At 64.8% G+C, this 25,995-nt stretch carries 31 protein-coding genes; 11 read left to right on the top strand and 20 right to left on the bottom strand.

Annotation, left to right across the window (positions count from 1 at the left end):
• The first annotated feature begins 55 nt into the window (after positions 1-55).
• Positions 56-1,195, top strand: coding sequence for a diguanylate cyclase (locus VEC01_RS06575; protein WP_324899960.1), 1,140 nt, complete (start codon positions 56-58; stop codon positions 1,193-1,195).
• A 195-nt stretch (positions 1,196-1,390) separates the two neighbouring features.
• Positions 1,391-2,239, top strand: a complete 849-nt coding sequence (locus tag VEC01_RS06580; protein WP_324899962.1) for an HDOD domain-containing protein — start codon at positions 1,391-1,393, stop codon at positions 2,237-2,239.
• Between the two features lie 196 nt (positions 2,240-2,435).
• Here VEC01_RS06580 and VEC01_RS06585 read toward each other — a convergent pair whose 3' ends face one another.
• The 5 genes from VEC01_RS06585 to VEC01_RS06605 all read right to left on the bottom strand — a co-directional run bounded on the left by VEC01_RS06585 (position 2,436) and on the right by VEC01_RS06605 (position 7,636).
• The gene (locus VEC01_RS06585) at positions 2,436-5,150 is read right to left on the bottom strand and encodes a bifunctional diguanylate cyclase/phosphodiesterase (protein WP_324899964.1); all 2,715 of its coding nucleotides are present in this window, start codon (positions 5,148-5,150) and stop codon (positions 2,436-2,438) included.
• Positions 5,151-5,281: 131 nt separating this feature from the next.
• Positions 5,282-5,956 (bottom strand): UdgX family uracil-DNA binding protein, encoded by a 675-nt coding sequence (locus VEC01_RS06590; protein WP_324899966.1) that lies wholly within the window; start codon positions 5,954-5,956, stop codon positions 5,282-5,284.
• Positions 5,957-6,034: 78 nt separating this feature from the next.
• On the bottom strand, positions 6,035-6,559 hold the full coding sequence (locus tag VEC01_RS06595; RefSeq protein WP_324899968.1) for a hypothetical protein: 525 nt from the start codon (positions 6,557-6,559) through the stop codon (positions 6,035-6,037).
• A 161-nt stretch (positions 6,560-6,720) separates the two neighbouring features.
• Positions 6,721-6,987 (bottom strand): cupin domain-containing protein, encoded by a 267-nt coding sequence (locus VEC01_RS06600; RefSeq protein ID WP_324899969.1) that lies wholly within the window; start codon positions 6,985-6,987, stop codon positions 6,721-6,723.
• Between the two features lies 1 nt (position 6,988).
• Positions 6,989-7,636, bottom strand: coding sequence for a DsbA family oxidoreductase (locus VEC01_RS06605; RefSeq protein ID WP_324899971.1), 648 nt, complete (start codon positions 7,634-7,636; stop codon positions 6,989-6,991).
• A 116-nt stretch (positions 7,637-7,752) separates the two neighbouring features.
• Here VEC01_RS06605 and VEC01_RS06610 point away from each other — a divergent pair, with 116 nt between their 5' ends.
• Positions 7,753-8,094, top strand: a complete 342-nt coding sequence (locus VEC01_RS06610) for a zinc ribbon domain-containing protein YjdM (protein WP_324899973.1) — start codon at positions 7,753-7,755, stop codon at positions 8,092-8,094.
• Between the two features lie 95 nt (positions 8,095-8,189).
• A complete protein-coding gene (locus tag VEC01_RS06615) occupies positions 8,190-8,540 on the top strand; it encodes a HopJ type III effector protein (RefSeq protein ID WP_324899975.1) in 351 nt (116 codons plus the stop codon).
• Between the two features lie 171 nt (positions 8,541-8,711).
• On the opposite strand, the gene VEC01_RS06620 is transcribed toward VEC01_RS06615, so the two are convergent.
• Entirely contained in the window at positions 8,712-9,605 is an 894-nt protein-coding gene (locus VEC01_RS06620; protein WP_324899976.1) for a LysR family transcriptional regulator, read from the bottom strand.
• A 91-nt stretch (positions 9,606-9,696) separates the two neighbouring features.
• Here VEC01_RS06620 and VEC01_RS06625 point away from each other — a divergent pair, with 91 nt between their 5' ends.
• On the top strand, positions 9,697-10,863 hold the full coding sequence (locus VEC01_RS06625; protein ID WP_324899978.1) for a mandelate racemase/muconate lactonizing enzyme family protein: 1,167 nt from the start codon (positions 9,697-9,699) through the stop codon (positions 10,861-10,863).
• 76 nt (positions 10,864-10,939) lie between these two features.
• On the opposite strand, the gene VEC01_RS06630 is transcribed toward VEC01_RS06625, so the two are convergent.
• The 4 genes from VEC01_RS06630 to VEC01_RS06645 form a co-directional block, all read right to left on the bottom strand.
• Positions 10,940-11,224, bottom strand: a complete 285-nt coding sequence (locus VEC01_RS06630; RefSeq protein WP_324899980.1) for a DUF4242 domain-containing protein — start codon at positions 11,222-11,224, stop codon at positions 10,940-10,942.
• Positions 11,225-11,532: 308 nt separating this feature from the next.
• A complete protein-coding gene (locus VEC01_RS06635) occupies positions 11,533-12,330 on the bottom strand; it encodes a CBS domain-containing protein (RefSeq protein WP_324899982.1) in 798 nt (265 codons plus the stop codon).
• A 65-nt stretch (positions 12,331-12,395) separates the two neighbouring features.
• Entirely contained in the window at positions 12,396-13,487 is a 1,092-nt protein-coding gene (locus VEC01_RS06640; protein ID WP_324899984.1) for an SRPBCC family protein, read from the bottom strand.
• Between the two features lie 115 nt (positions 13,488-13,602).
• Positions 13,603-13,908 (bottom strand): DUF2471 family protein, encoded by a 306-nt coding sequence (locus tag VEC01_RS06645; RefSeq protein ID WP_324899986.1) that lies wholly within the window; start codon positions 13,906-13,908, stop codon positions 13,603-13,605.
• Between the two features lie 73 nt (positions 13,909-13,981).
• Between VEC01_RS06645 and VEC01_RS06650 the strand changes: the two genes are divergently transcribed.
• A complete protein-coding gene (locus VEC01_RS06650; RefSeq protein WP_324899988.1) occupies positions 13,982-14,173 on the top strand; it encodes a hypothetical protein in 192 nt (63 codons plus the stop codon).
• Between the two features lie 2 nt (positions 14,174-14,175).
• Here the strand turns inward: VEC01_RS06650 and VEC01_RS06655 are convergent, their stop codons facing one another.
• Entirely contained in the window at positions 14,176-14,631 is a 456-nt protein-coding gene (locus VEC01_RS06655; RefSeq protein WP_324899990.1) for a hypothetical protein, read from the bottom strand.
• Between the two features lie 291 nt (positions 14,632-14,922).
• Here VEC01_RS06655 and VEC01_RS06660 point away from each other — a divergent pair, with 291 nt between their 5' ends.
• The gene (locus tag VEC01_RS06660) at positions 14,923-15,636 is read left to right on the top strand and encodes an alpha/beta hydrolase (RefSeq protein ID WP_324899992.1); all 714 of its coding nucleotides are present in this window, start codon (positions 14,923-14,925) and stop codon (positions 15,634-15,636) included.
• 8 nt (positions 15,637-15,644) lie between these two features.
• On the opposite strand, the gene VEC01_RS06665 is transcribed toward VEC01_RS06660, so the two are convergent.
• Positions 15,645-16,409, bottom strand: coding sequence for an FRG domain-containing protein (locus VEC01_RS06665; protein WP_324899994.1), 765 nt, complete (start codon positions 16,407-16,409; stop codon positions 15,645-15,647).
• Positions 16,410-16,627: 218 nt separating this feature from the next.
• Here VEC01_RS06665 and VEC01_RS06670 point away from each other — a divergent pair, with 218 nt between their 5' ends.
• Positions 16,628-17,479 (top strand): hypothetical protein, encoded by an 852-nt coding sequence (locus VEC01_RS06670; protein ID WP_324899996.1) that lies wholly within the window; start codon positions 16,628-16,630, stop codon positions 17,477-17,479.
• Positions 17,480-17,553: 74 nt separating this feature from the next.
• On the opposite strand, the gene VEC01_RS06675 is transcribed toward VEC01_RS06670, so the two are convergent.
• The 4 genes from VEC01_RS06675 to VEC01_RS06690 form a co-directional block, all read right to left on the bottom strand.
• The gene (locus VEC01_RS06675) at positions 17,554-17,973 is read right to left on the bottom strand and encodes a DUF4383 domain-containing protein (protein WP_324899998.1); all 420 of its coding nucleotides are present in this window, start codon (positions 17,971-17,973) and stop codon (positions 17,554-17,556) included.
• Between the two features lie 174 nt (positions 17,974-18,147).
• Complete coding sequence (locus tag VEC01_RS06680) at positions 18,148-19,449, bottom strand: cytochrome P450 (protein ID WP_324899999.1); 1,302 nt, start codon at positions 19,447-19,449, stop codon at positions 18,148-18,150.
• Between the two features lie 61 nt (positions 19,450-19,510).
• Entirely contained in the window at positions 19,511-19,786 is a 276-nt protein-coding gene (locus VEC01_RS06685) for a hypothetical protein (RefSeq protein WP_324900001.1), read from the bottom strand.
• Positions 19,787-19,899: 113 nt separating this feature from the next.
• The gene (locus tag VEC01_RS06690) at positions 19,900-20,667 is read right to left on the bottom strand and encodes an outer membrane beta-barrel protein (protein ID WP_324900003.1); all 768 of its coding nucleotides are present in this window, start codon (positions 20,665-20,667) and stop codon (positions 19,900-19,902) included.
• A 42-nt stretch (positions 20,668-20,709) separates the two neighbouring features.
• Here VEC01_RS06690 and VEC01_RS06695 point away from each other — a divergent pair, with 42 nt between their 5' ends.
• Positions 20,710-21,201 (top strand): hypothetical protein, encoded by a 492-nt coding sequence (locus VEC01_RS06695; protein WP_324900005.1) that lies wholly within the window; start codon positions 20,710-20,712, stop codon positions 21,199-21,201.
• A gap of 174 nt (positions 21,202-21,375) precedes the next feature.
• The gene (locus VEC01_RS06700) at positions 21,376-23,250 is read left to right on the top strand and encodes a glycosyltransferase (RefSeq protein WP_324900007.1); all 1,875 of its coding nucleotides are present in this window, start codon (positions 21,376-21,378) and stop codon (positions 23,248-23,250) included.
• 57 nt (positions 23,251-23,307) lie between these two features.
• Here VEC01_RS06700 and VEC01_RS06705 read toward each other — a convergent pair whose 3' ends face one another.
• From VEC01_RS06705 to VEC01_RS06715, 3 genes are all read right to left on the bottom strand, one after another.
• Positions 23,308-23,643, bottom strand: a complete 336-nt coding sequence (locus tag VEC01_RS06705) for a hypothetical protein (protein ID WP_324900009.1) — start codon at positions 23,641-23,643, stop codon at positions 23,308-23,310.
• A 211-nt stretch (positions 23,644-23,854) separates the two neighbouring features.
• Positions 23,855-24,112, bottom strand: coding sequence for a hypothetical protein (locus VEC01_RS06710; protein ID WP_324900011.1), 258 nt, complete (start codon positions 24,110-24,112; stop codon positions 23,855-23,857).
• A 60-nt stretch (positions 24,113-24,172) separates the two neighbouring features.
• Complete coding sequence (locus VEC01_RS06715) at positions 24,173-24,682, bottom strand: hemerythrin domain-containing protein (RefSeq protein ID WP_324900013.1); 510 nt, start codon at positions 24,680-24,682, stop codon at positions 24,173-24,175.
• Between the two features lie 117 nt (positions 24,683-24,799).
• On the opposite strand from VEC01_RS06715, the gene VEC01_RS06720 reads away from it, so the two are divergent.
• A complete protein-coding gene (locus VEC01_RS06720) occupies positions 24,800-25,480 on the top strand; it encodes an alpha/beta hydrolase (protein WP_324900015.1) in 681 nt (226 codons plus the stop codon).
• 36 nt (positions 25,481-25,516) lie between these two features.
• On the opposite strand, the gene VEC01_RS06725 is transcribed toward VEC01_RS06720, so the two are convergent.
• Positions 25,517-25,741: a hypothetical protein gene (locus tag VEC01_RS06725; RefSeq protein ID WP_324900017.1), complete on the bottom strand. Its 225-nt coding sequence runs from the start codon at positions 25,739-25,741 to the stop codon at positions 25,517-25,519.
• Positions 25,742-25,995 lie beyond the last annotated feature (254 nt).

Below are 25,995 nucleotides of genomic sequence, written 5' to 3' on the forward strand. Positions count from 1 at the left end.
GCAAGGTTTCTTCAAGTTACTATACCCCCAATCACAGACGATCATTAAGCAGGAGATGACGATCCGCCTTGCACTCTTCCCCAAGGATGAACCCGAGCAGACTCTCAGGCTGAAGCGCTTCTTCACCGCCGCCGGCGCCTACCTGATGAATGCTTCGTTCGTCGTGGCCTGCTGGTGGATGAATTATTTCGGGACGACGCCGGTGCTGGTCTACCTGGCACTGGTTGCGAGCATCCACATCGGCTTCTATGCCTTCATCCGCAGCGGCTGGAACAAGCGCCTGCGCGATCCCAGCCTGACGGCGCCGCAGTTGACCATCGCAACGCTGTCCGGGCTGTACCTGATGTATCACGCCGACGATTTCCGCGGCATCTTCCTGTTGCTCGGTGTTGCGATGATGGTGTTCGGCATGTTCCGCTTCCGCACCCGTCAGTTCGCCTGGTTCGGCCTGTTCCTGCTGGCTGGCTATGCGGGGCTGATCGCGCTGCTCCTGCTCTACCGTCCGTCCGAGATCAAGCTCAAGGTCGAGGTGCTGCAGTGGCTGGCGCTGCTGGTCACGCTGATGCAGTTCAGCTTCCTCGCCGGCCAGATCGGCAGCCTGCGGGACCGGCTGCGCCACAACAACCAGGAACTCGAGAAGCGCAACCGCGAACTGGAAGTCGCCCTGCAGCGCATCAGCGACATGGCGATTCGCGACGAGCTGACCGGCGTCTACAACCGCCACTACCTGATGGAGCGCATCGAGCAGGAGTCGCAGCGTTGCGTGCGCAGCGGCTCCCGTTATTGCGTGTGCATGATCGACGTCGATTTTTTCAAGAAGGTGAACGATACCTACGGCCATCTCGCCGGCGACCGGGTATTGCAGGACATGGCCGCCACCGTTTCCGCTGCGCTGCGCCAGACGGATTTCTTCGGCCGCTTCGGCGGCGAGGAATTCGTGATGGTGCTGACCGATACCGCCCTGCCCGGCGCGCTGGTGTCTGCCGAGCGGGTGCGCCAGACCGTCGAGCAGATCCGCTTCCCGGACATCGACCCCGGCCTGAAGGTGACGATCTCGATCGGCATCGCCGAGTACGTTGTCGGCGCTCCCATCTCGCGCACGTTTACCCTGGCCGACCGCGCGCTGTACCGCGCGAAGGAAAACGGACGCAACCGCTGCGAGTGCGAGACCGACGCGGCGCAGGCGGCCGCATAGAACTGGTGCCAGACGCAGCACGCGGCCGTTTGTTTGATCCAGGTCATTGCGGCCAAGCAACGCGACTACAAAGAATGGCTGGTGCCGGCAGCGTCCGGCAACCCTGTTCATCCGGGCGGCGATGGCCGGCAACCACCGGCCTGGCTTCCGGCGGGCACGCGCCCCGTTCGCGCGACGACTAACCAGGCAGGCATCATGAACGCTCCGCAAACCGGCATCGACTCCTGGACCGAATTCCTGATCGACAAGGAAGTTCCGGTCCTGCGCCACACCGTCCACGCGATGGACGAGGCGCGTTTGCGCCTCGAGCGCATCAATGTGCGTGAAATCGCCGACATCGCGCTGCACGACCCGATGATGACGGTGCGCGTGCTGCGCTTCTCAGCCGCGCATCGCGGGCGGCGCCAGCTGCAGGACATCTCCACCGTTGAACATGCGGTGATGATGCTGGGCGTGGAGCCGTTCTTCCAGCACTTCTCGCAGTTCGACGTGATCGAAGACCATCTCCGCCCGCACCCGCATGCGATGCTCGGGCTGCTGCATGTGATCCGGCGGGCGCAGCGCGCGGCGCGCTACGCGCTCGATTGGGCGACCTGGCGCTGCGACCTCAACAGCGAGGAGGTGGCGATTGCAGCACTGCTGCACGACCTCGCCGAGATGCTGGTATGGTGCTTCGCGCCGGAGCGGGCGCTGCGCATGCAGGCGTTGCAGAAAGCCGAGCCGACGCTGCGCAGCGTCGACGCGCAGCAGGCGGTGCTGGGATTCCCGCTGAACGAACTGCAGGCGCTGGTATGCGCGAAGTGGGAGTTGCCCGAACTGTTGCTGACGCTGATGGATGATGCATCCTGCGAAAAACCGCGTGTGAAGAACGTGAAGCTCGCGGTCGACCTGGCGCGCCACTCCGCGCATGGCTGGGACGACCCGGCATTGCCCGACGATTTCCGCGCCATCGCGTCGCTGATGAACATCGACGAAGACACGCTGCGCAACCGGCTGGGGTTGAAGAGCGAGGACCAGGCGGAGCAAGGCGGGGACGATGCCTGATGTTTTTGACAGGATGCGTTACGCAATGTAACACCTGCTCCATGGAAATTAGGTATCATGCGAACCCATGCAGCCCTCGGAGTGAGACATCGTTTTCAAAAGAACAGGCTGTATCCACCGGAGCTGGCGGTAGGAAACAATACCAGCACCAGACTCAAGCCCTCCGTGCGCGGAGGGCTTTTCCTTTTCAGACACGCTAGGCCCCGACCGGCGCAGCCCAGTCCCGGTACTCCGGCTGGTTCTCCGCCGGCGGCATCGGCCGCGCGATGTAGTAGCCCTGGATCTCATCACAACGCAGCAGCTTGAGCATGTCCAGCTGCTCTTTCCCTTCCACGCCTTCGGCGACCACCCGCATGCCCAACGCATGCGCCATCGTGATGATCGCGGTAAACAGCACCGCGCCCTCGCGGCTCTTCTGCAGCCTGGCCGTGAATGCCTTGTCGACCTTGAGCACGTCGAAGTCCATCTCCTGCAGCTTCGACAGCGAGGAATAGCCGGTTCCGAAGTCGTCGACCAGCAGCTTGATGCCCATCTCCTGCACCGCGCACAGGCTTTCCCAGACCGCACCGGCGGCGCCGACCATCGTCGATTCGGTGACCTCGACTTCCACCAGCCGCGGTTCGATGCGGTGCCGCTCGCAGGCGCGCGCCAGCACTTCCGGCATGTGCGCTTCGTGCACCTGGCGCGCGGAGACATTGACCGATACCGGCAGCACCTTGCGTCCCGCCTTCGACCAGCGCGCGAGCTGCTCGCACACCTTGTCGATCACCAGCTCGCCGAGCGGCAGAATCATGCCGGTTTCCTCCGCCAGCGGGATGAACTCGGCCGGCTCGACGATGCCGCGCAGCGGGTGCGCCCAGCGCACCAGCGCCTCCATGCTCGACATGGTGCCGCTCGCGACGTCGATGCGCGGCTGGTAGTAGACCAGGAACTGGTCCTGCTCGATCGCCTGACGCAGTTCCGCCTCCCTTTCATGCCGCACGCGCACCGCTTCATAAAATTTTTCATCGAAGAAGCGGTAATTCCGCTTGCCGCTGGTCTTCACCGAGTACATCGCCACATCGGCGTGCTTGAGCAGGGTGTCGGCATCGCGTCCGTCCTCGGGAAAGATGCTGATGCCGATCGAGGTGCCGACCGCGTGCACGCCTTGCGGCAGACGGAACTTTTCCTGGAAGGCCGCGAGCACCCGCTCGGCCAGATGCTCGACCGCATTCCTGTCGCCGGCGTTCTCGATGATGACGACGAACTCGTCGCCGCCGATGCGCCCGACATGGTCGTGCGGCCGCACCGCGAGCTTGAGGCGGCGCCCCGCGTGGCGCAAAAGATCGTCGCCGGCATCATGGCCCATCGTGTCGTTGACCGCCTTGAAGCCGTCGAGGTCGATGAACAGCACCGCCAGACGGGAGTGCTGTTCGGCCGCGCGCCGGATCGCGTCCGGCAGGAAATCCTTGACCCAGTGGCGGTTCGGCAGGCCGGTCAGCGCATCTTCATTGCCGCGCTTTTCAAGCTCGATCTCGTGCGCCTTCGATTCGCTGATGTCGCGCACGGTGACGGCAAGGTTACCCTCCGAGCGCACGATTCGCGCATGAATCCAGCGCGCCCGGAACGGCCCGTCGTGCGGCTGTTCCAGCTCGGTTTCATAGACACCCGAGCGGAAGGCTTCCCGCAACGGCTCCATTGCCAGCTTCCGGTGCTGCTGCGCGCACAGGTCATCCACGCGCCTGCCGATCAATTCCTCGCGCCTGCGGCTCAGCAATTCCGCCCCGCGGCGGTTGCAGTCGACCACCTCGAAGTCCGCGATCTGCGCGCCGCCGTCCAGAAGCGGACGGACGATGTAAAAGCCCTCGGTGCCGCCCTCCGTCGCCATCCGGTAGGTCGCACGCAATCCGTCCAGCTGCTTCTGGTTGTTGACGACGCGCCGGCTGAGAAACATCGCGACCGCGGTGAAGAAGAACAGGCCGCAGGTCGCGAACGCCGCGTGTTCGAGCGTGGATTGGCGGTGCGCGACATAGGGCGCCATCGCCGCCTGCTGGTCGAGGCCGGCCAGTGCGAGCATTTCATAGCCGCGTGTTTCCTGCCATGCGAGAAACCGGTTGCGGCGGTCCGCAAACCAGGGCGCGCCGTCCACCGGCGCGGCGCCGGACGCGCCGGCAATATCCGCCGGAACCGAGGCCAGCGCCGGCGCCTCCGGCTTGTACACGGTCGACCCGACCCGGGTCACGCGGATGCTGCGGTCGGTACCAAGAATCCCAAGGAAGCCGTTGCGGTCGAGCGTCACCTGGTCGTAGCCGGCAATGAAGTAATCCGGCGTCACGGAAACGAGCACGACGCCGTCGAACACGCCCTCCTTGTCCAGCAGTTGGCGCGAGAATTGCGCGACCATTCTGTTTGTAAATTTTCCTGTGCGGATTTCGCTGATGTAAAAATGGTCCTGTTCACTGTTCTTTTGCGCCAGGAAAAAAGGCTCGTCCTTTGCATTGGCCTTGACCAGAGGCGAAGGCACGCTGGTCACGAGATTTCCCGCCCTGTCGAAAATCGCGACGAAGAATCCGGCCTGCACCGGGATCGCGGCGGAATCCTCGATCCCCTCCAGCCGGAAGCTGCCCCCCGAGTACTCCCATGCATATTTGATATAGAGCGTAATCTGGTCGACTGCGGCGAGCGACTGGTACAGGTGATCCGCATAGGCGCGCGCCAGGATTGCCGACTCCCGCAATGCGGTCTCTTCCTGGGCTCGCGCTTGTTTCGCAAGGCTGGAAAGGAGCAGGGTCCATCCGGTGACGGACAGGATGATGGCGGCGAACAGCCACCCGATCACCGGGCAGCAGTCGGCGATGAAGTTCTTCCCCTTCCGGAGGAAATGCCAGCGTCCGGTCGGTTCCCGGTCGCGGACATGGCCAAGATCATGCATCAGAATCCTTCTGGAAATCTTTGCAAGCCGGGCGCCCCTGCGTGCGCCCGGGCTCCCGCATTCCTGTACTTGGAGGAAGTAACTTTTGGTTGGTTCTTCAGCAATTTGACCAGCGTCTGCAGCGCCGCGAACTAGCGTTTCGGCTTTGCGAATGCCGCGGCAAGCCGCAGGTCTTGCACGAAGCGCGCGTAGGCCTGCGCCCGTGCGTCATCCGGCACGCGCAGCAGGTAGGAGGGATGAACTGTAACCAAGAGTTGCATCTCGGCGAGATAAGGCATGACCCGGCCGCGGTTTGCCTCGACCGGCGTTGCCTTCCCGAGCAGTGCCCGGGCAGCGGTGGCGCCCATCGCAACCACCAGCAGCGGCGCGACCAGTTCGAGTTCGCGCTCCAGCCATTGATGGCAGGCAGCGATCTCGGCATCGCCCGGCTTTTTGTGCAGACGGCGCTTGCCGCGCGGCTCCCATTTGAAGTGTTTCACCGCATTGGTGACATAGATGTCGTCGCGCGCGATGCCGGCTTCGGCCAGCGCGCGGTCGAGCAGTTGCCCGGCCGGCCCGACGAAGGGATGGCCCTGGCGGTCTTCCTGGTCGCCGGGCTGTTCGCCCACCAGCATCACGGGCGCATGGTCCGGGCCGTCGCCGAATACGGTCTGGGTGGCATTCGCCCACAACGGGCAAGCCCGGCAATCATGCGCGGCGTTGCGCACATCCTGCAGCGAGCCGGTATCGGGCGCGACGCGCGGCGGCGCCTGCTTCGGGGCGCGCGGTGCGCGCTTGGCGGGGACGTGATGGGAGGAGGCGGGCATGGCATCACACGAATCTGCCCTCGTGTGATCCGGCGCGACGGGAAATGTTCGCCGCCGCGCCGCATGCCCTGCGGCAGATCAGAAATACTTCTTCAGCACCTCGCCGAAGGCTTCCTCCGCCGACTTGCCCTGCCTCATGAGGGCGGTGATTTCCTCGGTGTGCTCGGTGATCGCGGCCGGCAGCGACTGGCGATTGTTGCGGTAATACTCGTAGCGCTGTGCGGCGAACTGCTCGTCCAGCTTGGCCGCGCTCACGCGGGTGCCGGTGCCGCCGGTGCGCACCGCGCGCGCCGCCCTCGGCGCGCCGCCGACAGCGGTACGGATGCCGGAGGCTGCCGCCTTTACCTGCTCCATCGTGAATACCGCGGTCGCATTGGCGCCGACGAATTCATGTCCCTCCGGCCGCAGCAGGTGATGGTTGCGGTCGAAGGCGATGGTCTTGCCGAGCGCGTTGGTGACCTGATAGCTCGGCTCGGCGCCGCCGCTGACCAGCGAAAACTGGACGCGGTCGCCGTAATCGGCCATTTTTGCCATCACGCTCTTGAGATAGTCGGCTGGAAGGGAATCGACATTGCCGTTCCAGCGTTTGCTTCTGGTTGCCAAAGTGTTTGCTTTCCTGAAAGTTACTGAGATGCAGGCGGCGCTGCGCGCGCACTGCCCGATGAGCCCGGGGGGCGAATTATCGCGCAAAAGCACGCATCCGGGTTTGATCCCGCAGGACATCCCTCCACTTGCCGATGCCGCACAGCATTACCCGCCCGCGATTACTTCCTCCCTACAAGGTATTTCACACCTTGCGGCCCGTAGCTTTCGGTATGCGTTTCGTTGGCGCGCAGGTAAAAGATATCTCCCGGCAGGTAGCGGCATGCTTCGCTGCCGGCGATGATCCGGATCTCCCCGTCGAGGATCAGGGCTTTTGCTTCGAACGGATGGCTGTGTTCCGCCATCCCGCCGTCCGCTTCGCGTTCCACCGTGACGATCTGCAAATAGCCTTCCTGTTCCAGCAGACGGGCGAAGGTGCCGGCATCCATGTCACTCCTCCGACGCGATCTGCCGCAGCGCCTGCTCGAACACGTCGACCGGCTGCCCGCCGGAGATCAGGTAGCGGTCATTGATGATGACCGCGGGCACGGAATGAATTCCCTGTTCGAGAAAGAAGTTTTCCTGTTCGCGCGTTTCCTGCGCGTACGCGTCCGACGTCAGGATTTCGCGCGCGCGCACCGGATCGAGACCGGCTTCGCCTGCCAGGCGCACCAGCAGCTCGTGCGAGCCGGGATTGTCGCCGTCGGTGAAATAAGCCTTGAACAGCGCGTGCTTGAGTTCGCGCTGCCGCCCTTCCTCCGCCGCCCAGTACAGCAGGCGGTGCGCATCGAAGGTGTTGTAGATGCGGCTGCGCTTGTCCATGCTGAAGGTGAAACCGACTTCCTCGCCGCGCGCGCGGATCGCTTCGCGGTTGCTCTGCGACTGCTCGGGCGAGGCGCCGTATTTCGCCGCCAGGTGCTCGTCGATATCCTCGCCTTCCGGCGGCAGCTGCGGATTCAGCTCGAAAGGCTGGAAGGTGATGTCGGCGCGCACCTCGCCGTCGAGGCGCTGCAGCGCCTCCTCCAGCGAATAGAGGCCGATCGCGCACCACGGGCAGGAAACGTCGGAAACGAAATCGATCTTCATGTGTTGCGCCATGGCATGCTCCGCTCGGTTGACTGTCTTGCAAGTGTACCGCTTTGGCGCCGCCCTGAGCAGGCTCGACGCTGGGTTATACTTCTGCCCCCTGAGACTGTTTCAAACGGAAAGAATTCATGCCGACGATCCCCGCCTGCCCCGTATGCGCAATGGAAAACACCTACCCGGACGGGGATAACCATGTCTGCGCCGACTGCGGCCATGAATGGCCGGCGGTTGCCGCCGCCCCCGAGCAAGAGCAGGACGGCCGGGTCGTGAAGGATGCGAACGGCAGCGTGCTGTCCGACGGCGACGCCGTCGTGCTGATCAAGGACCTGAAGGTGAAAGGCTCTTCGATCACGCTGAAGATGGGCACCAAGGTCAAGAGCATCCGCCTGGTGGGCGGCGACCATGAAGTGGATTGCCGGATGGACGCCGGCAATTTCATGCTGAAGGCCTGTTACCTGCGCAAGGCCTAGCCCGACGCAGCACGGCAAGCATGCCCGCGCCGCACGCATTTCGCGGCGTTACAATGCCGCCTTTGCCACCCTTTCCGAATACGGACCAAGACACGATGAAGCTCAACGCCTTCCTGAAGAAACTGAACGACCAGCCCGAATCCGTCACTTTCGACGACACGATGGCGGCGATCGCCGAACACTACGATTTCACGCCTGCCGCCTTCACCAACGGCGCGCTGCGCAACGAAGCCGGCCAGAACTCCGGCTCCTGCAAACTGCTCGCATTCGCGCAGCTCAACGGGCTGTCGAAGGATCAGACCCTCGCCTGCTTCGGCGCCTACTACCGGGAAGACGTGTTGAAGAACCCGGAAGGCAGCGACCACCAGAACATCCGAAACTTCATGCGGCACGGCTGGGACGGGGTGCGTTTCGACAGCATGCCGCTGCAGGCAAAGCAGGGCTAGACGATGCTGCGAACGAGTAGAGCATCCGGATAAATTTAAAGGATCGTAGGGTGGGTAGAGCCGCAGGCGAAACCCACCGTGTTGACCACGCCCATCGAGGCGCCCGGTGGGTTTCGCTTCGCTATCCCTTCTCGCTCGATCGCGCCCCGGCTCCCCGGTTCATGGCAACCTTTAGTCACCCTGGCGCCCCAGCGCGCCGACCAGGAAATCGATGAAGGCGCGCACCCTGGCCGGCAGGTTGCGCCGCGTCGGGTAGTACACGAACAGGTCGGCCGGCGCCGGCCGGTAATCCTCCAGCACCGGGCGCAGGCGGCCGCTCTGCAGGTACTTGCTCACATCCCATTCCGAGCGCAACAGGATGCCGTGCCCGTCCAGCGCCCAGTTCAGCACCACGTCGCCGTCATTGCTCGACAGCGCGCCGCCGACCTTGACCGTTTCCGTCCTGCGCCCGCGCGTCAGGCGCCATACGCCGTGCGCCTCGTCGTTCTGGCGGTGCACGATGCAGCGGTGGCGCGCGAGGTCCTCCGGCACCGCCGGCACGCCGAACTTTTTCAGGTAGGCCGGCGCGGCGCACAGGAAGCGGCGGTTGGACATCACGCGGCGCGCCGACAGCCGCGTATCCGGCAGTTCGCCGAAGCGGATGCCAAGGTCGAACGCCTCTTCCACCAGGTTGATCGGCCGGTCGGTCAACTGCAGCTGCACCTCGACGTCGGGATAGTGCAGCGCGAACGCGGAGACCACCGGCGCCACCGTGGTGCGGCCGAAGCCGAGCGTCGCATTGATCCGCAGCAGGCCTTTCGGCGCCGCGCGGGCGCCGGCGATCTGCTCTTCCATTTCCCGGATGTCCGACAGGATCTTCGCCGCATGCGCGAGGTAGAGCTCGCCTTCCGGTGTCAGGCTCAAGCTGCGCGTGGTACGGTTCACCAGCCGCACGCCGAGGCGCTGCTCCAGTTGCGCCAGGCGCTTGGTCGCCGCCGGGGGCGTGATGTCGAGGTCGCGCGCGGCCGCGCTCAGGCTGCCCTTCCTGGCAAGCAACACAAAAAAGGAAAGGTCGTCGTTTTTCACTTGCGGTGAATAATGGTATGAGAGAAAGTGAATTATAAAACCGCGCGGAAGACTATCCTTGGCTGCATCACATTCCCGACCGGTGCCCCCAATGAAGATTCTCGACATCCGCGAAAAAACCCTTCCCATCAGTTCCCCGATCCGCAATGCCTACATCGATTTCAGCAAGATGACGCTGAGCCTGGTCGCGGTCGTCACCGATGTCGTGCGCGACGGCAAACCGGTGATCGGATACGGCTTCAATTCCAACGGCCGCTACGGCCAGGGCAGCCTGATGCGGGAGCGATTCATTCCGCGCATCCTCGCCGCCAAACCGGAATCCCTGCTCGACGACGCCGGCGCCAACCTCGACCCGCACCGCATCTGGAACTGCATGTTCGCCAATGAGAAACCCGGCGGCCACGGCGAGCGTTCGGTCGCGATCGGGACCATCGACATGGCGGTGTGGGACGCGGTCGCCAAGATTGCCGGCAAGCCGCTGTTCCGCCTGCTGGCGGAGCGCTACGGCGACGGCAAGGTGGACAAGGAAATCTTCGTCTACGCCGCCGGCGGCTATTACCATCCGGGCCAGGACCTGGAAGCGCTCAAGGATGAAATGCGCAGCTACCTCGACCGCGGCTACACGGTGGTGAAGAAGAAGATCGGCGGTGCATCGCTCGATGAAGACCTGCGCCGGATCGACGCGGTGCTGTCGGTGCTGCAGGATGGCCAGAAGCTCTGCGTGGATGCCAACGGCCGCTTCGACATGGATACCGCGATCGCCTATGCGAAGGCATTGTCGCAGTACGACCTGTTCTGGTACGAGGAACCGGGCGACCCGCTCGATTTCGAATTGCAGGCGGTGCTGCGCAACTACTACGACAAGCCGATGGCGACCGGCGAAGACTTGTTCTCGATGCAGGATGCGCGCAACCTGATCCGCTATGGCGGCATGCGGCCGGACCGCGACTGGCTGCAGTTCGACTGCGCGCTTTCCTACGGCCTGGTGGAGTACCTGCGCACGCTGGACATGCTGCGCCAGCACGGCTGGTCGCCGCGCCGCTGCATTCCGCATGGCGGGCATCAGATGTCGCTCAACATCGCTGCCGGCCTGGGGCTCGGCGGAAACGAATCCTACCCCGACCTGTTCCAGCCGTTCGGCGGTTTTCCGGACGGTGTCGAGGTGCGCAACGGTTATGTGACGATGCCTGAACTCCCGGGTATCGGGTTCGAGGGCAAGGCCAACCTGTATGCGGAGATGCGGGCGCTTGCCGAATAATCCCTGCGGCAAACCGGGCCGCACGGCGTGCACGGCGCGCCGCCCGATTCATCTGGCCTGACTGTCCGGCAGCGCTTCAGCCGGCGCGTGCTTCCGACGTCGCTGGATCGATCACACGCCGTACCGCTGCAATATTGGTGACCGGGAAATCTCCGCGCTGCGCATGCTCGCGCACACGATCCTCGGAATCGGCGATATAGACCCAATAGATCTTGTCGTCGGTCACATAGCTTTCCTGCCACTGTACTGACGGCCCCATGTTGCGCAGCACGTCGCAGGACTTGGCGGAAATGTTGCGCAAGTCTTCATCGGACAACTGCCCGGCGTGCGGCGGATCGCGTTCGATCACATATTTGGGCATGGCGGCCTCCTCGCTCGACAGGCGCGACATGCGGACAGCACGCGCTACCTGTCACCTACTACCACAGGACACGCGGGCGCCGAGGAGTTAAGCGAGATCAAGTGCGGGCGCCGAGTACGCTCCCGCACCGGTTTTTTTATGAAACCGTGCAACCGCCGGCATTGCGCCCAAATAAAAGGTTTGGCGCTCGAATCCGGCGCCGGCGCTTCGCCCACCGGATCAGTTTTCCGGGAGCGAAAGGCGCCGCGTATCGATCACGCCCTGGCCGTAACGCTCGGCTCTCATCGGGGAATCCGTGCGCACTCCGGTCACGGCTTTGCGCCTACCCCGGTACCAGCGGAGCCGCCAGTGCCCGCGGTGCCACCCGACGCGCCGGACACGCCCGTCGCATCCGTGCCGCCGGGCGCACCGGTGCCGCCGGTATTGTCGGTCGTGCCCGCCGTTCCTTCGGCGGCGGAGCGGCGCACCGGAGGCGCGGTGCTGCCGATGGCGCCGGTCGCATCCGAACCGATGTCGCCTGCGCCGTAATCATCCCGGCCGGACGCGCCAAGGGCGTCCGCCCCGGCAAAGCCGGTTGCGGTGCCGGTGTCCGATCCGGCGCCGCCCGTCCCGGTTCCGCCCGCCGCCGGGGCACCCTTCGCCGCGCCCCCCGGTTGCGAGCGATCGGGCTCGGACGGCGACGAAATCTTCGCCACCACCTGCTCCACATCCTGCCGCTGTCCGCCATCCGCCGTCTTCGTCACCAGGTCGCCAAGAGACACGATGCCCACCAGCCGGTGCGCGTCGTCATGCGTCACCACCGGGATGCGCCGGATCTGGGTGTCGGACATCTGCTGCATCACGTCGTCGAGCGGCTGGTCTTCGAAACACCAGCGCACGTCGGTGCTCATTACTTCCTCAACATGCGCTTCGGCCGGCGGCCGGCCGGCCGCCGTGCCGCGCACCGTGATGTCGCGGTCGGTCACCATGCCCACCAGGCGGTCGCCTTCGCATACCGGCAGTGCCCCCACGTTCAGCTCGTCCATCATCTGCGCGGCACGCTGCAGGTTCTCGTGCGGCGATACGAACTGGACATTGCGCGTCATCACTTCAGAAATCATCTGCATCGCTTTCTCCTTTCGTTGGCCGGCCCGCGCTGCGCGGTTCGCGGCGCGCGCCGGACGTCCTGATCCTAGCTGCCCTTCCCGGCGTCGCGTCCGCCGCTTGCTCCTCCGCCGGTAAGCGCGGTTCCGGAGCCGGACGCGGTGCCGGTGCCGGTACGGGTGTCGTCGGCCGATGCGGTCGAACCGAGGCCCGTGCCGCCGGCGGCATTCGCCCCCGCGGCGGGCGTGACGCTGTCACCCTGCACGCTGCCGCCCGGCGTACCCGGGACACCCTCGGCATCCGTTAATTGCCGCAGGCCGGGAGTGCTGGACACGCCCTTGCTGCCGGACTGTTGCGCGCCTGCCGCGGCGTCAGTGCCGCCCGCGGCTCCGACGGCGGCCGCGGTGTTGCCGAGGCCCGGCTGGCGGTTCGGCGCTGTTTCCGGCGCGGGCTGCGCTTGGGCTGTATCCTGCTGCATCCGGCCGTTTCCGCCAGACTGCTCCTGCCCGCCCGCAGAGGGTGCCGGCTGCCCCTGCGACACCGAGCCGGCGGAATCATTGCGCTGCGCCGCCGCCATCTGGCTGGCTGACACCACCGGTTCGTCCGGGTCTTCCTCGCCGGACCAGCCTTCCGATCCGGCGGCAAAGCTCGAGGTAGGCGTAGGCGCGCTGCGCGGCTCCGCCTGCATCGCTGCCTGCTGCTGCGGCGCCTCGCCGGTCACTTGCGCGCCGTGCACTTCGCCGCGCCATGCACCGGTTTCCGCGCCGCGCGCCTCGATGAAATCCTTCAGCCGCGCCAGGTCCATCTTCAGGCGCTGCGCCAGTTCCTGCTCGCTGTTGCCGGCGGAGGAACCCGGCACCTGCTGCGGCTCGGCCTGCAGCGTAAACGTGACGCGCGAGCTGTCCTCGCCCAACGGCTGCACCTCCACCTTGCCGACGTTGGTCGGGCCGCTGGTGTTATGCCATGCGATACAACGGTCGGGCTGCTGTTCGGTGATTTCCGCATCCCATTCAACGGTACGGTTGGACATCACCGTCGTCCAGTGCAAATGGGTGTCGTCGATCTGCTGCACGGTTTCGACTTCGTCCATGAAGCGCGGATAGTCTTCGAACTGGGTAAGCTGGTTGTACGCGGTATGCACCGGCACCTTGAGGTCGATCGATTGCTGCACGGTTGCCATGTTGAATCTCCTGTAGCGGTTGCAGCCGGCTCCTCAGGGGCGGGAACCGGCGGCTGGTGACAGGTGAGAGCGCAGGGCGCGCAACAAGTTGCGAAAGTCGTATCGCAGGACGCGCTCAGTGCCGATGGAAATAGGCTTCCTGGATCATCCAGAGGACCGTATGCATTGCGCCGGCATCGGCGATGCCGACCGGTTCCTCCCTGCGGCGCTCGGGCGGCGCGGGCGGCACGCGAAACATGCGCACGTAGTGCGCATCGAGGCCGGCATCGCCGGCCAGCAGCGTCATCGCCTCGTCTTCGATCTCGAACATCAGCCGCCAGCTCAAAGGCTCGCCGCGCGCCGCATGGCGTTGCACCAGCGCCTGGATGAGCGCGCGCAGGCGCGACTCCACCGCTGCCAGCTTGGCCAGTTCCGCTTCCATCACCACTCCGGCTTTATACTGTACGTTTGTACAGTATAATCAACGGCAGGCAAATGCAAGGGAAGGACAGCGAATGAAAAGCGAAAGCGCACTGTCTCTCCTGAAAGACGGAGAGCTGTGCATCGTGACCACGGCGCAGGGCGAGCGCGAGATGCGCTGGAGCGTGCCGAACCGGTGTTTCTATTACAGCCGCTGCGGCACGCCGGTAGTGTGCCCGGTCGATGAAATCGAGGAATGGCGGCCCGTGGTGCTCCGGCGTGCCTGAGGTCAGCCGGTCATTACCACGGCCTGTGCGCCGTAGACGACGATGCGGCCGCCGTTTTCCTGCTGCCACTGTTGCGCCTCGGCCTCGGTCGCAAACCACACCTGGTTGTAATCGCCGAAGGCGCCGAGGTCCAGGCGGAAGCGGTCGAGCGCGCTCGCCGGCCGGCGGTCGATATCGTGCTTGCACGCGTCCCAGCCCGGATAGCCGAGCTCGATCGCGACCATGCGCAACATGTGCTTGAGCTGCAGCGCCGCGCGCGCGTGGTAGAGGTCGGCGACGCGCTGCACCGGCAGCACGCCGGCGCGATGCACGCGCCGGATCACCGGCATTGCCGCGCTCGGGCGCGCGCTATGCGCCTCGCGCAACAGGCGGCGCGCCACCTTGCGCAGGAATTCCGCATTGGATGCGCCGGCAATGTTGCCGGGACAATCAGAGTTGGGGGAATGGGGGGAATGCATACCTTGCTCCTTTTCACGCCGGTCCCGCTGCGGCAGATGTGAATGGGCAGGCATTGCATGCAGCAATAACGCAAATGACGCCGGCAGGTGCGCGAGCTTTCGCGGGAGCGGGCTCCCTGCTGAGCCCGGCGCGTATGGTAGCACATCGCCCTGCCTTTTCCCGACGGCGACGATGGCGATACTTGATGCCCGTTAAAGAACCGGCCTTCGGCGCCGGGCCGTTGAAAGAATCGCATTCCATCGCGCTCCCCGGGGTGCTATTCCTGAAGCATTCCCCCGAAGGAGAACATCATGGCTTCGCCCATGCATACCGAATTCGTCCATATCCCTGCCGGCGCCGCTCATGTGGAAGGCATGCTGGAACTGCCGCCCGATCCGGTCGGCGTCGTGCTGTTTGCGCACGGCAGCGGCAGCAGCCGTTTCAGCCCCCGCAACAATGCCGTCGCCGGCGCCTTGCGCAATGCCCGCATCGGCACGCTGCTGGTGGACCTGCTCACGCCGCAGGAAGACCAGACCTACCGCACCCGTTTCGACATCGCCCTGCTCACGCAGCGTCTGCAGCTTGCCGCGGAACGCCTGCACACGCTGCCGCGCACGCGCGCGCTGCCGATCGGCCTGTTCGGTGCAAGCACGGGCGCTGCCGCCGCCTTGCGCCTGGCAGCGGCGCAGGGGAGCGAGATTGCCGCCGTGGTGTCGCGCGGCGGACGCCCCGACATGGCGGGGCTGCCGGCACTCAACAAGGTCGCCGCGCCGACGCTGCTGATCGTCGGCAGTCTCGACACCGCGGTGATCGAGCTGAACCAGATTGCCTATGCCGCCCTCCACTGCGCCAAGCGGCTGGAAATCGTGCGCGGCGCAGGCCACCTGTTCGAGGAAAACGGCAAGCTGGAAGCGGTGTCCGCGCTCGCCGGCGACTGGTTCCTGCGACACATGGGCGCCGGTGAAAGCGAGGGCCGGCCGCCCCGGCCCCCCGCCGCCGGCCGCGATGAAAAGCGCGCACACTGAGTCACAGCTCAGTACGGATCATCATGCGGCGGATGAATCGTGCGCAATTCCGAGGTCAGCGCCGAAAGGTCGGGGAACAGGGTGTACTTGCGGATGCCCAGCAGCGTCAGTTCCTGGAACAGCTTCATGATGTCGCCGCCGGTGATGATGAATTTGCGCAGCCAGCGGTCTGCGCCGTCCATCGCATTGATCGGCGTGCGGCTGGAGTGGATGGAAAACGCGCCCTGCTGCAGCTGGATGCGCGGATCGTGCTCGATTGCCATCGCCACGCCGACCGTATTCAGCTCCTTGCGATTCTTGAAAGCGGGTACGATCAGCGGCTCGTAGGACGAGGCATCGAGCGGAAAGATGAGCGGCTCGAAACCTTGCGATTCATTCAGGCTGCGCGCATCGAGCGCCCAGATGCAGGCATCGCGCTCCGCCGGGGCGTCGGCGATGTAATCCGGATGCACCGCGAAGAAGGCCGCAATCAGCGGTGAATAAGTCCAGTCGAGCAGGCGCGTGGGCAAGCCGTAATGTTGCATCAGCGCCAGCCAGCCGGGATAGTCGTTGCTTACCGGGCAGGAAAAATACCGGCTGCGCGCGCGCACGCGGAATTCGTTGGTCAGGAAGCGTTCCTGCTGCGCCGAATATCCGCGTTGCACACTCGGCGCGAGCGGCCAGCGTGCGTCGGCCTGGCCGCGGAACAGCCACTTCTGGGAAGACGAAGACAAGGCCTGCACCTCGCGCGCGAGGTCCCCGATGGATTCAATGGTAACTTCACAGATCGTCATACTTCGCGTACCGCCGGCGGCGGCGTATGCGCCTGGCAATTGACAGATAGATAGTGAGTTGCGCCTGCCGGTTCCACTGTTTCCACCCTTCCATCATCATCTCGATATTCTTTGCGGCAGTTCCCTTGACCGCAGACAAGCGCCTCTTTAGACTGGCCTCCTTTTGCCTGATGCGCCCGGGCAGCACGGATCGCTTCGATTCGTATTCGGATGTCAAAATGAGCCAGTCTTTTCAGCCCAGATGCGTGCCGAGCGAGGTAATTTCCCGCTGGCCCGCGATGGCGCTGTCGCTTTGGAAAAGGTCCTTCTGGAACCAGGCCTCGATCCTTCTTGCGGTAGCGCTTGTCTCGAAATTTTTCCCCGCCTGGTCGACCTTTGTCGGCTTCCTGCTGGCGCCGTCCCTGTTCATCGTCTCGGTCACCGTGGTGAAGATGGCCGATGAGCGGTCGGTCTTTTCCTGGCTGGATTGCATCGAACTGGTGCTGCCCGGCGTGCTACGCCTCGGAAGAATCACGCTGCAGTTTGCGGCGGGATTCGGTCTGCTGATCGGCGCGCTGGCCTGGCTGGCGTCGACGCTGGCACCGGCGGGCTCGGCCGACCCGTTCGCACTGCCGCCCGCTGCCGCCTCTCGCCCCGACGGGCTTGCTGCGGAATTCCTCCACTTCTGCGCGACCTGGACCGAAGGCGTGATGGCGATGGTCTTTCTCGGCATGTTCATCGTCGCGATCTATCAGGGCGTGTTCGGCGCGATCCTGCATGCGCAGGAAGGCATCTGCGCGCGCGAGTCGCGCCGCTATGGCTGGCAGGCATGGCAAGTGAATTCCGGATCGATCGAGCAGGCATTGCGCGAAGCGCCGGCTGCCTTCTGGCAGTGGCTGGCCGCGGCCGCCACCGGCATCGCCTGCGCATTCCAGACCGTCTACCTGTCGCCGGTGGGCCTGTTGCTGGCCACCTACGTGCCCTGCCTTGCCTATGTCGCGTATCGCAGCATCTTCCTCGGCAAGCATGAAAACGTGCCGGCGGCGGCGCGCGCCGGCAGCGTGAATGCCCGCTGGCTGGCGCTGGCGTAAGCAATCAGAAGTACAACGCGAAAGTACAACGGCCCGCCCGGAAACGGCGCGGGCCGTTTTCATTTGCGCAGCAGTTACGCGCGCTGGGTCTCCGGTTTCGTCGCGAAGCCGAAGTAGGCGGCAATCAGGGCCGTACCGGCGTGCAGCCAGACGTCGTGACCGTGGATCGGAATCAGGCCGAATACGGTATTGAGGCCCGGGATCAATCCCATGACCGCGAGCACGCCGTAGATGACTGCGAGCGAGCGCGCATAAGTGACTGCACCGCCGATGCTCCGTGCGGCAACCAGGCCCCAGACACCGATGAGCAAATGCACCAGCGTATGGAGGATGTTAACCGGGAACAATCCCATCAGGTAGCCGTGAAAGGCATTGACCGTCACTTGCGGCGCATCGCCCGCCGGCGGTTGCAGCATTTGCGGAATGAAGCCGGCAATACCGACGAGGGTATAGATGATGCCGGCGATCAGGGCAAATTTTCGGGTGTTGTTCATGGTCGTACCTCGCTTCAACGGTTGAACACAGGATCGTGGCTTGTTGGTGCCGGGGGACTGCGTGCAGGTTTTATGCCATTCGCGGAACGTGCGGTTTACCGGGCGCGCGCGCCGGCCTCGCCGGAAAACAGGTCAAGAATTACACGAGCAGTACAAAAATTACGCGGCGCCGGTTCAGTACACCCGCTTTTCCGCGCTGCGCAGCACCCGCGCATGATCGTGCATGTCGATGACCTGGCGCACGTTGCCGATGATGAACCGGCTCCGCGGGATCGCCGGCATGCGTGACAGGCTGATGCGCAAGTCTTGCTGCGGCACGTCATACTCCACGTCGCGCGTCAGCAGGCGGATCGCGGTCTTCATCAATGCCAGGGTGACCGCTTCCCCTGCGCAGCGGTGCCCGTGCAACATGTCGCCGCCGCCTTGCGGAATGAAATTGAATGCAGTGCGCTCGCGCTCACGAAAGCGCTCCGGCCGGAACAGATGCGGGTCGCCCCAGATGCGCCGGTCATGGTTGGTGCCGTACAGATCGAGCAGCACCCAGCTGCCTTTCGGGAAAGGAATGCCGCGCCAGATGAAGTCTTCCCGCGCCAGGCCGCCGACCGCAGGAAAGAACGGATAAAAGCGGCGCACTTCCTGTGCGAAGCAATCCAGGTAATCCTCGTTTCCTGAACGCAGGCGCGCACGGCATTGCGGGTAACGATGCATTGCCAGCGCTGAGAAGGTGATGTAGCGCGCCACCGCCATCGTGGGCCGCAGCAGGTTGATCAATTCGACGGTGGCCACGCGGCTGTCGAGCAGGCTGCCGTCGGCGCCGCGGTGCAAGGCAATTTCCTGCAGCGGCGAACCCTCAGGCGCGGAGATATGCTGGGCGCGCACGCCTTCGATCAGGTTGCGCGCCCAGTCCTCGGTGCGCGAACGACGCAGCATGCCTTTCCAGTTACGAGGGCCGACGGCGCCGGCCCCCTCGATCATCGCCGCGAATTCGGCGGCGCGCTGTCGCACCGCCGCTTCCGTCAGCGGCACGCCCATCCACTGGCATACCGCGCTGCACAGCAGCCGCTCGAGCTCCTCGTGCAGCACCACTTCGCCGGCGGTTTCCCATCTTGCGGCGCGCGCCTGCCACTGCTGTTCGAAACCCCGTACCAGTTCCTGCACGCGCTCCGGCGTCATCAGCGACAGGAACAGGTGCTTGCGCCGCAGGTGCGCCTCGTCTTCCAGCTGCTGCGCGCTGCCGGCGTCCTGCAGCAGCATCAGCGCGGTCTGCGGGATCGCATGCACGCGTGAAAAGCGCCCGGGGTGATAAAACATCGCAGCCGCATCCTCGCCCATCGCGCAGGTCACGCGGCGCAGCATGAGGCGGGTTTCAAAGACATCGCTGCGCAGGCGTTCGCAGCGCGCCGAGATAAAGGTATATCCCTCGGCAAGCAGGGCGAGGGTGCTGTCGATGCTCCTGTCGCGCGGAATCGCCGGCATGGGAGTCGGGAAAGGGAGGATGAGGCGCAGGCCGCGGCGCTGCCCGGCCTGCGCCGCCGCGTCACGGCTGTTTCGGCACTTCGATGCGCGTCACGCCGCCGGTAACGGCAACCGGATCGCTGGCCGGGAAGGTCAGCTCGACCGCATCATCGAGCTGCGCCTGCTCCCGCTCCTCGGGATCGGTGGAGCAGGTATTGCGATCGGTGACGTCGCGCGCGGCCGCATCCTGCGGACTCACATCCTTCGGTGTCTGCGAGGCGGACTGGTCGCCGTGCGACGACCTTTCCTTCGGCGCCTTTTTCTCGTCCTCGGCGGAACTTCTCTTCAGGTTCGACATGTCGTTTCTCCGTGTGAATCTCCCGTTGGCGCAAGCGCGTCACGGTGTATGGATGCGATAGCCGCTGCAAGCGAAAGTTCACATTGCGGCAACGCCAGAACGGTCATACGCGGTCAAAAACGGAAACTCACACCCGCCACCGCGTGGAAGCTGCGCACCCTGGTTTCCGCGTTGCCGTCGGCAATCCCGACCTTGGCATTGCCGCCGTCGAACTTCAGTTCGGCAAATGCGCCGATACGCTCGGTAAGGAGATAGCGCGCACCGGCAAACAGGTGGAGTCCGAAGCCGGCGCCGTCATAGCCTGTCGCGTGCTGCACATTGCCCACAGTGCTTTCCGCATGGGGCAGGTAATAGGCCAGGCCGGCTCCCGCATAGGGTTCGAGCCGGCCGGCGGCAAGACCGGTATCCAGCCAGCGGTAGACGCCGTTAATGCTGAGCATGTTCACGCCATGCGACATCTCGAAGCGTTGCACATAGCGTTCCATCGGTACCGCGCCGTTCGCCGGTGCGCCGCGCCAGGTGCCGGAGGCGGTGACCGTTTCGCCGGTTTTCGCATACATCTTGTAATGTGTAAATTCAAGCGCGGCGCCCCAGTTCGGATGGTCGTCATAGAAGTGCGTCACGCGCAGGCCGTAATACGGCGCCGGCTTGAACGGGTCCGCATCCCACGCGACGCCGTCCAGATCCAGGCCGGTGCCCGCCGCCGGCTGCGACAGGTGCAGCGTGCTGTCGCGCGTGTACGAGGAGCCGGTGTACACCGAAAACAGTGTTTCCGCCTGCGCGGCGGGCGCCGCCGGCAGCGCGCATGCCAGGACCGGCACGACAGCATGCACTGCGCGCCGCGCCCTTGCATTCCTTGCGGCATCCTGCATGGAGCACATGGCGCACCTCCTCAGCGTCCGATTCCGTTGGTCGGCCCGCCCATGCCCGGTCCGCTCGGCGACCCGGTGGAACCGCTGCCCATCGTGCCCGATCCGGGCGACGTCGGGCTGGTGCTCGCGCCGAGGCCGGACGCACCGCTCCCCCTGCTGCCGGACGCGCCGCTGGACATTCCCGTGCTGGGGCAATCCACCTTTGCCCCGGCAGAACCGGAGCTGGCGGCGGCGCTCGAGGTACCGCTTGCGCCCGGCGGGCAGTCGACACCCGCCGCCGCCGCGCCGTGCGTGCGCGAAGATCCGGTCGTGCTGGCGCCCGATGAGGCGCCGCCCACGCTCGAGCTGCTGGTCGAACCGCTGCCGCCGGATGACGGCGGCGTATTCGGCTCGACCGAACTGCCCGAGCCCGTGGTGCGCGAACTGATGCCGGATGTGGAAGGCGTAGCGGTTTGCGCGGCCGACATGCCGGGCGCGCCGGCGGTTGCCAGCAGCGCCAGCAACAGTGTGCTGAAAGACAGCGTCTTCATGTTTCCTCCTTGAAGAATTCAAACAGCAGCAGGTGCAAGTCGCGTGCCACGCGGCGCGGGCGGGTTTGATGCAGGTCAGCGCCGGCGCGTCGCGACAGCCGGTTCTCGCGGTAAATCAAGAAGCGACGGCCGTTGCTTCCCTTACGATGAGATACAAGCGCCCCGCCGCCAATAAAAAGGACAACCCATGCCGCAGAAAAAGCCGCCGTCGGTCAGCGTGCTGATGCCGACCTACGAGCAATCCCGATTCATCGCACGCGCGCTCGACAGCCTGCAGGCGCAGACGCTGACCGACTGGGAAGCGATCGTGATCGACGACGGCTCGCGCGACACCACCATGGAAGTCGTGCTCGGCTATCTCGGCGACGCCCGCATCCGCTACTACCGTTCCGACCAGAACCGGGGGCTGGGTTGCGCGCTGAACGAAGGCCTCGCCAAGGCGCGGGCGCCACTGATCGCCTACCTGCCGAGCGACGACGTCTACTACCGCGAGCACTTGCAGTCCCTCAAGATCTGCCTGGAACAGCAAGCGGGTGCGGTGCTCGCGTATTCCGGGGTGCGCCACCATTACAACCGGCAGGCGGCCGGCTGCATCGACGGCTACCCGCTGCAACTGGTGCAGTGCATGCACCGCAAGGTGGACGCGCGCTGGACAGAGCGCAACGAACTGGAGTCGGACGACCTCGAGCGCCTGTACTGGGACCGGCTGCGCGCGCTCGGCGCGTTCACCGCGAGCGACCGGGTGAGCTGCGAATGGGTGCACCATCCGATGCAGCGCCACAAGATCATGCAGGAGCCGGTGGGCGGCATCAATACCTTCCGCGCCCATTATCGGGTGACCCAGCCGCTGCGCTTTCATACCTCCGTCGGCCATGCGATCGACGAAATCGGCCAGTATCGCGCGATGCGCGAGCGGCTGGACACGCCGCGCGCGCACGACGGCCTGAAAATCCTGCTGGTCGGCGAACTCGCGTACAACGCCGACCGCGTGCTCGCCCTGGAAGAGCAGGGACACAAGCTGTACGGGCTGTGGATGCGCGAGCCCTACTGGTACAACACCGTCGGCCCCCTGCCCTTCGGCCATGTCGAGGACTTGCCGCGCGAGAACTGGCAGGAAGCGATCCGGCAGGTCAAGCCCGACCTGATCTACGCGCTGCTCAACTGGCAGGCAGTTCCGTTCGCGCACGAGGTCCTGATGGCCGCCCGCGACATTCCCTTCGTCTGGCATTTCAAGGAGGGCCCGTTCATCTGTCTCGAAAAGGGCAGCTGGGCACTGCTGGTCGACCTGTACCGCCATGCCGACGGCCAGATCTTTTCCAGTCCGGAGATGCGCGACTGGTTCGATACCGTGGTGCCGGGGCTGTCACGCGGCAAGCCGACCCATGTGCTCGACGGCGACTTGCCCAAGCGCGACTGGTTCGACCAGCCGCGCGCGTTGCCGCTGTCGGCGATCGACGGCGAGGTGCATACGGTGTCGCCCGGGCGGCCGATCGGCCTGCATCCGGAAGTGGTCGGCGAACTTGCGCGCCACCGCATCCACCTGCATTTCTACGGCGAGATCACGCAGGGGCAGTGGCTGTCATGGATAGAAAAGACGCAGCGGCTCGCGCCGGGCTACCTGCACCTGCATCCGAATGTCGACCAGAGCCGCTGGACCGCCGAGTTTTCGCAATACGACGCCGGCTGGCTGCACTGTTTCCGCAGCAGCAACGAAGGCGAGATCCGCCGCGCGATCTGGGACGACCTGAACTACCCGGCGCGCATCAGCACGCTTGCCGCCGCCGGGCTGCCGATGATACAGCAGGCCAACGACGGCGCGATCGTGGCCGCGCAGACACTCGCAAGGCAGATGGGGATAGGCGTGTTTTTCGATACCGTCGAAGACTTGGCGCGGCAACTGCACGACCGTGCGCAAATGCAGGCGATCCGGGACAGGGTGTGGCAGCAGCGCGACGTCTTTACCTTCGATTACCACGTGCCGCGGCTGGTCGACTTCTTCCGCGAAGTGATCGTTTCGTGTTCGGACAGGAAAACGGTGCGCGCCGAAAGCGGCGCCAGATGAAGACAGGAAACGCTGCGCAGGCGGCGCTTGGCCATCCCGTCGCAGCGCAGGAGATGATCAGACGTAGGCGCTGACGCGCTGCATTGCCAGGCGTTGCGCGGCGCCGCTCTGCTCGCGGCGGATGCGGATGGCGGTGACGACCCATGCGGCCGCGCGGACCGCACCGTACAGCAGCGCCACGACCGCCGCCACGGCGCAGGCGACCGCTTCCAGCTGCACGAAGTCGCGGGTGATGCCTTCCATCATGAACCGCTGCTCGGTCATCAGCGTCCACTGAAGCAGGCTCCAGGCGAGGCCGAAGAAGGCGGCGATGACGATGGCGATGCGAATGGCAATCGCGTTCCGGACTTGCTGATCGAACAGGGGATAATCCCGTTGGGGTGTGCTGAACATGATGGCGGCTCCTTGTCTTGCAGCCAACGCGCCATTGTGTGGCGCGCCGCTGTTAAATTCTTGCTTGACTCCATCTTGCTTCAGCGACTGTTATATATCCAATTCCCATTTCTCATGACAGTTATGGGAATCGTGAATATCAACGCGCATGCCCGCCGGCCGCCGCTTCACGGCGGCCGTGCCGCTTGACCGGGTGGCAAGGGTACTGGCTTCAGGGTCCGCGCAGGCGGTACCACTGCATGTAGCGGTCGTAGAACAGCGCATGCCGCTCCAGGTCGTCGCGGGTACTGGTCTGCGCAATGCAGCCGCGCCACTGCGTGCTGTTGCGCGCGTAGCCGCTGCGTTCGCAGGCCGGCCCGTATTCCGCCGCCATCGCGAGGACAGGATCGTTGTTGTAAGCCACCTGCTCAGCCGTGCCGCAAGCGGCAAGCAGCGAAGCCATGGCGAGAACCGCAGCTGTAGATCGCATCACGGTCACCTTCTTTCTTGTTGTTCGCTTCCAACAGGACGGGCATTGCACCCGCCTCCTTCACTGCTGCATGCCGCGCTGGCCGGACTGCCTGGCCTGCGTGCCCAGCATGTTCGATTCGAAGGCCTGCATCTGCAAGCCGATCTCGCCGAGGTCGAGGCCGGATTGCTGCACCTTCGGGAACAGCGTCTGCTCCTCGTTTTCGACATGGCGCATGACCGACTCCGACAGTTGCCGCATCAGCTGCTCGTACTGCGCATCGGCCTCGTCCATGCCCTTCAGTTGCTCGATCAATTGCCTTGCCTCCTGGTGCTCCTGCTCGCAGTGCTCGACCAGGCCCGGTTCGGCTTCCTGCACGCGCGGGTAGAACACCGACTCTTCGAGGGCGGCATGCATTTCCAGAAGCAGGAGAAGGCGCGGCCCGCCTTCCTTTTTCGCGTTCACGTCCTGCGTATTGAAGAACTGGTCGAACAGTTGCCGCACCAGGCGGTGATCCGCCTTGAGCGCGTCGATAGGCCGGTCGGCGGGAAAGCCGCCCTGGCCGCGATGCGATCCGTTATTGCTTTCCATCTGGGGCTCCTTCTGCTGCGATGGGGAAGATTGCAGTTTAGGAGCCACCCTTTCATTTGCAAGGCGGCGGAACCGCGCAACCGCCGCCGGTCTAAACAGATCCGTTTGAAAGGATCGATGATGTCTGCCGCCGCCCGCCTGCACGCGCGCCCGCGCGCCGTCACTGGTGACAGCCCCGCCGGCCGCTTCACGCTCGATGCGATCGGCGGCACGCGCGACAGCTACCTGTATGTGCCGCCGCAATACCGCGCGGACAAACCCGCGCCGCTGGTGCTGCTGCTGCACGGCGCCGGCGGACACGCGGCTGACGGGCTCGCGCTGTTGCGGCATCTCGCGGACGACGCCGGCATGATCCTCGTCGCGCCCGCATCCGCAGGGCACACCTGGGACATCATCGCGCGGCGCACCTACGGCCCGGATGTGGCGTTGCTCGACAGCGCGCTGGAACATGTGTTCGGGCAATACGCGGTCGACACTGCGCAGCTTGCGATCGGCGGCTTCTCCGACGGCGCGTCGTATGCGCTCACGCTCGGGCTGGCGAACGGCGACCTGTTTACCCACGTGATCGCATTTTCGCCGGGCTTCATCGGGCCGGTGCAGCCGGAGGGCGAACCGAAGATCTTCATTTCGCACGGCACGCGCGACACTGTGCTGCCGGTTGCGCCGTGCAGCAGGCAAATCGTCGCGCGCCTGCGCCGCGCGGAATACAGCGTGATGTACGACGAGTTCGAGGGCGGTCATGAGATTCCTGCCGTCGTCGGCCGTTTTGCAACGGACTGGTTCCTCGGGCGGGTCTAGTGGGTGTTATGAACCAGGGAAGGACGCTCGCCCTTCCTAGTGGTTCGGCACCAGCCGGAACGCCTTGCCCTCCCCCGCATCATCCACCCTGCCTTGCGCCTTGGCTTCGGCGAGCGTGGACGCGATGACATCGGGATCGATATCGGGCAGCTGGTCCGCGAGTTCGTCGAGCGCCATCAGTTCGCTCCTGTCACGATCCCATTGCTGGTACGCATCGGCAATTTTTTTCCACACGAGTCCCTGGTCCTTGTTCATCGGCATGGTCGCTCCATGAAAGGTCACAGTCATGAGTCCCTTGCGGGCCACAACAGTTCACATGCTTCCGTACAAGCTAGACATGGATCAAGAGCAAGGGCGAGGGCCGCCCGGCAGACATCGTGGCGCATGGCGAAAAGCTGCCGGCTGGACAAAGGATACAGGCGTTCCGCAGGCGGTGACCGGGAACGACATTGCTGCGCAGATGTTCCTGCAGAGGAAAAATTTACCTGCTGCAGCCAGGGTGCGGGTTGACGCGG

It is taken from the genome of Noviherbaspirillum sp. (assembly GCF_035627455.1).
Taxonomy (GTDB): Bacteria; Pseudomonadota; Gammaproteobacteria; order Burkholderiales; family Burkholderiaceae_D; genus Noviherbaspirillum.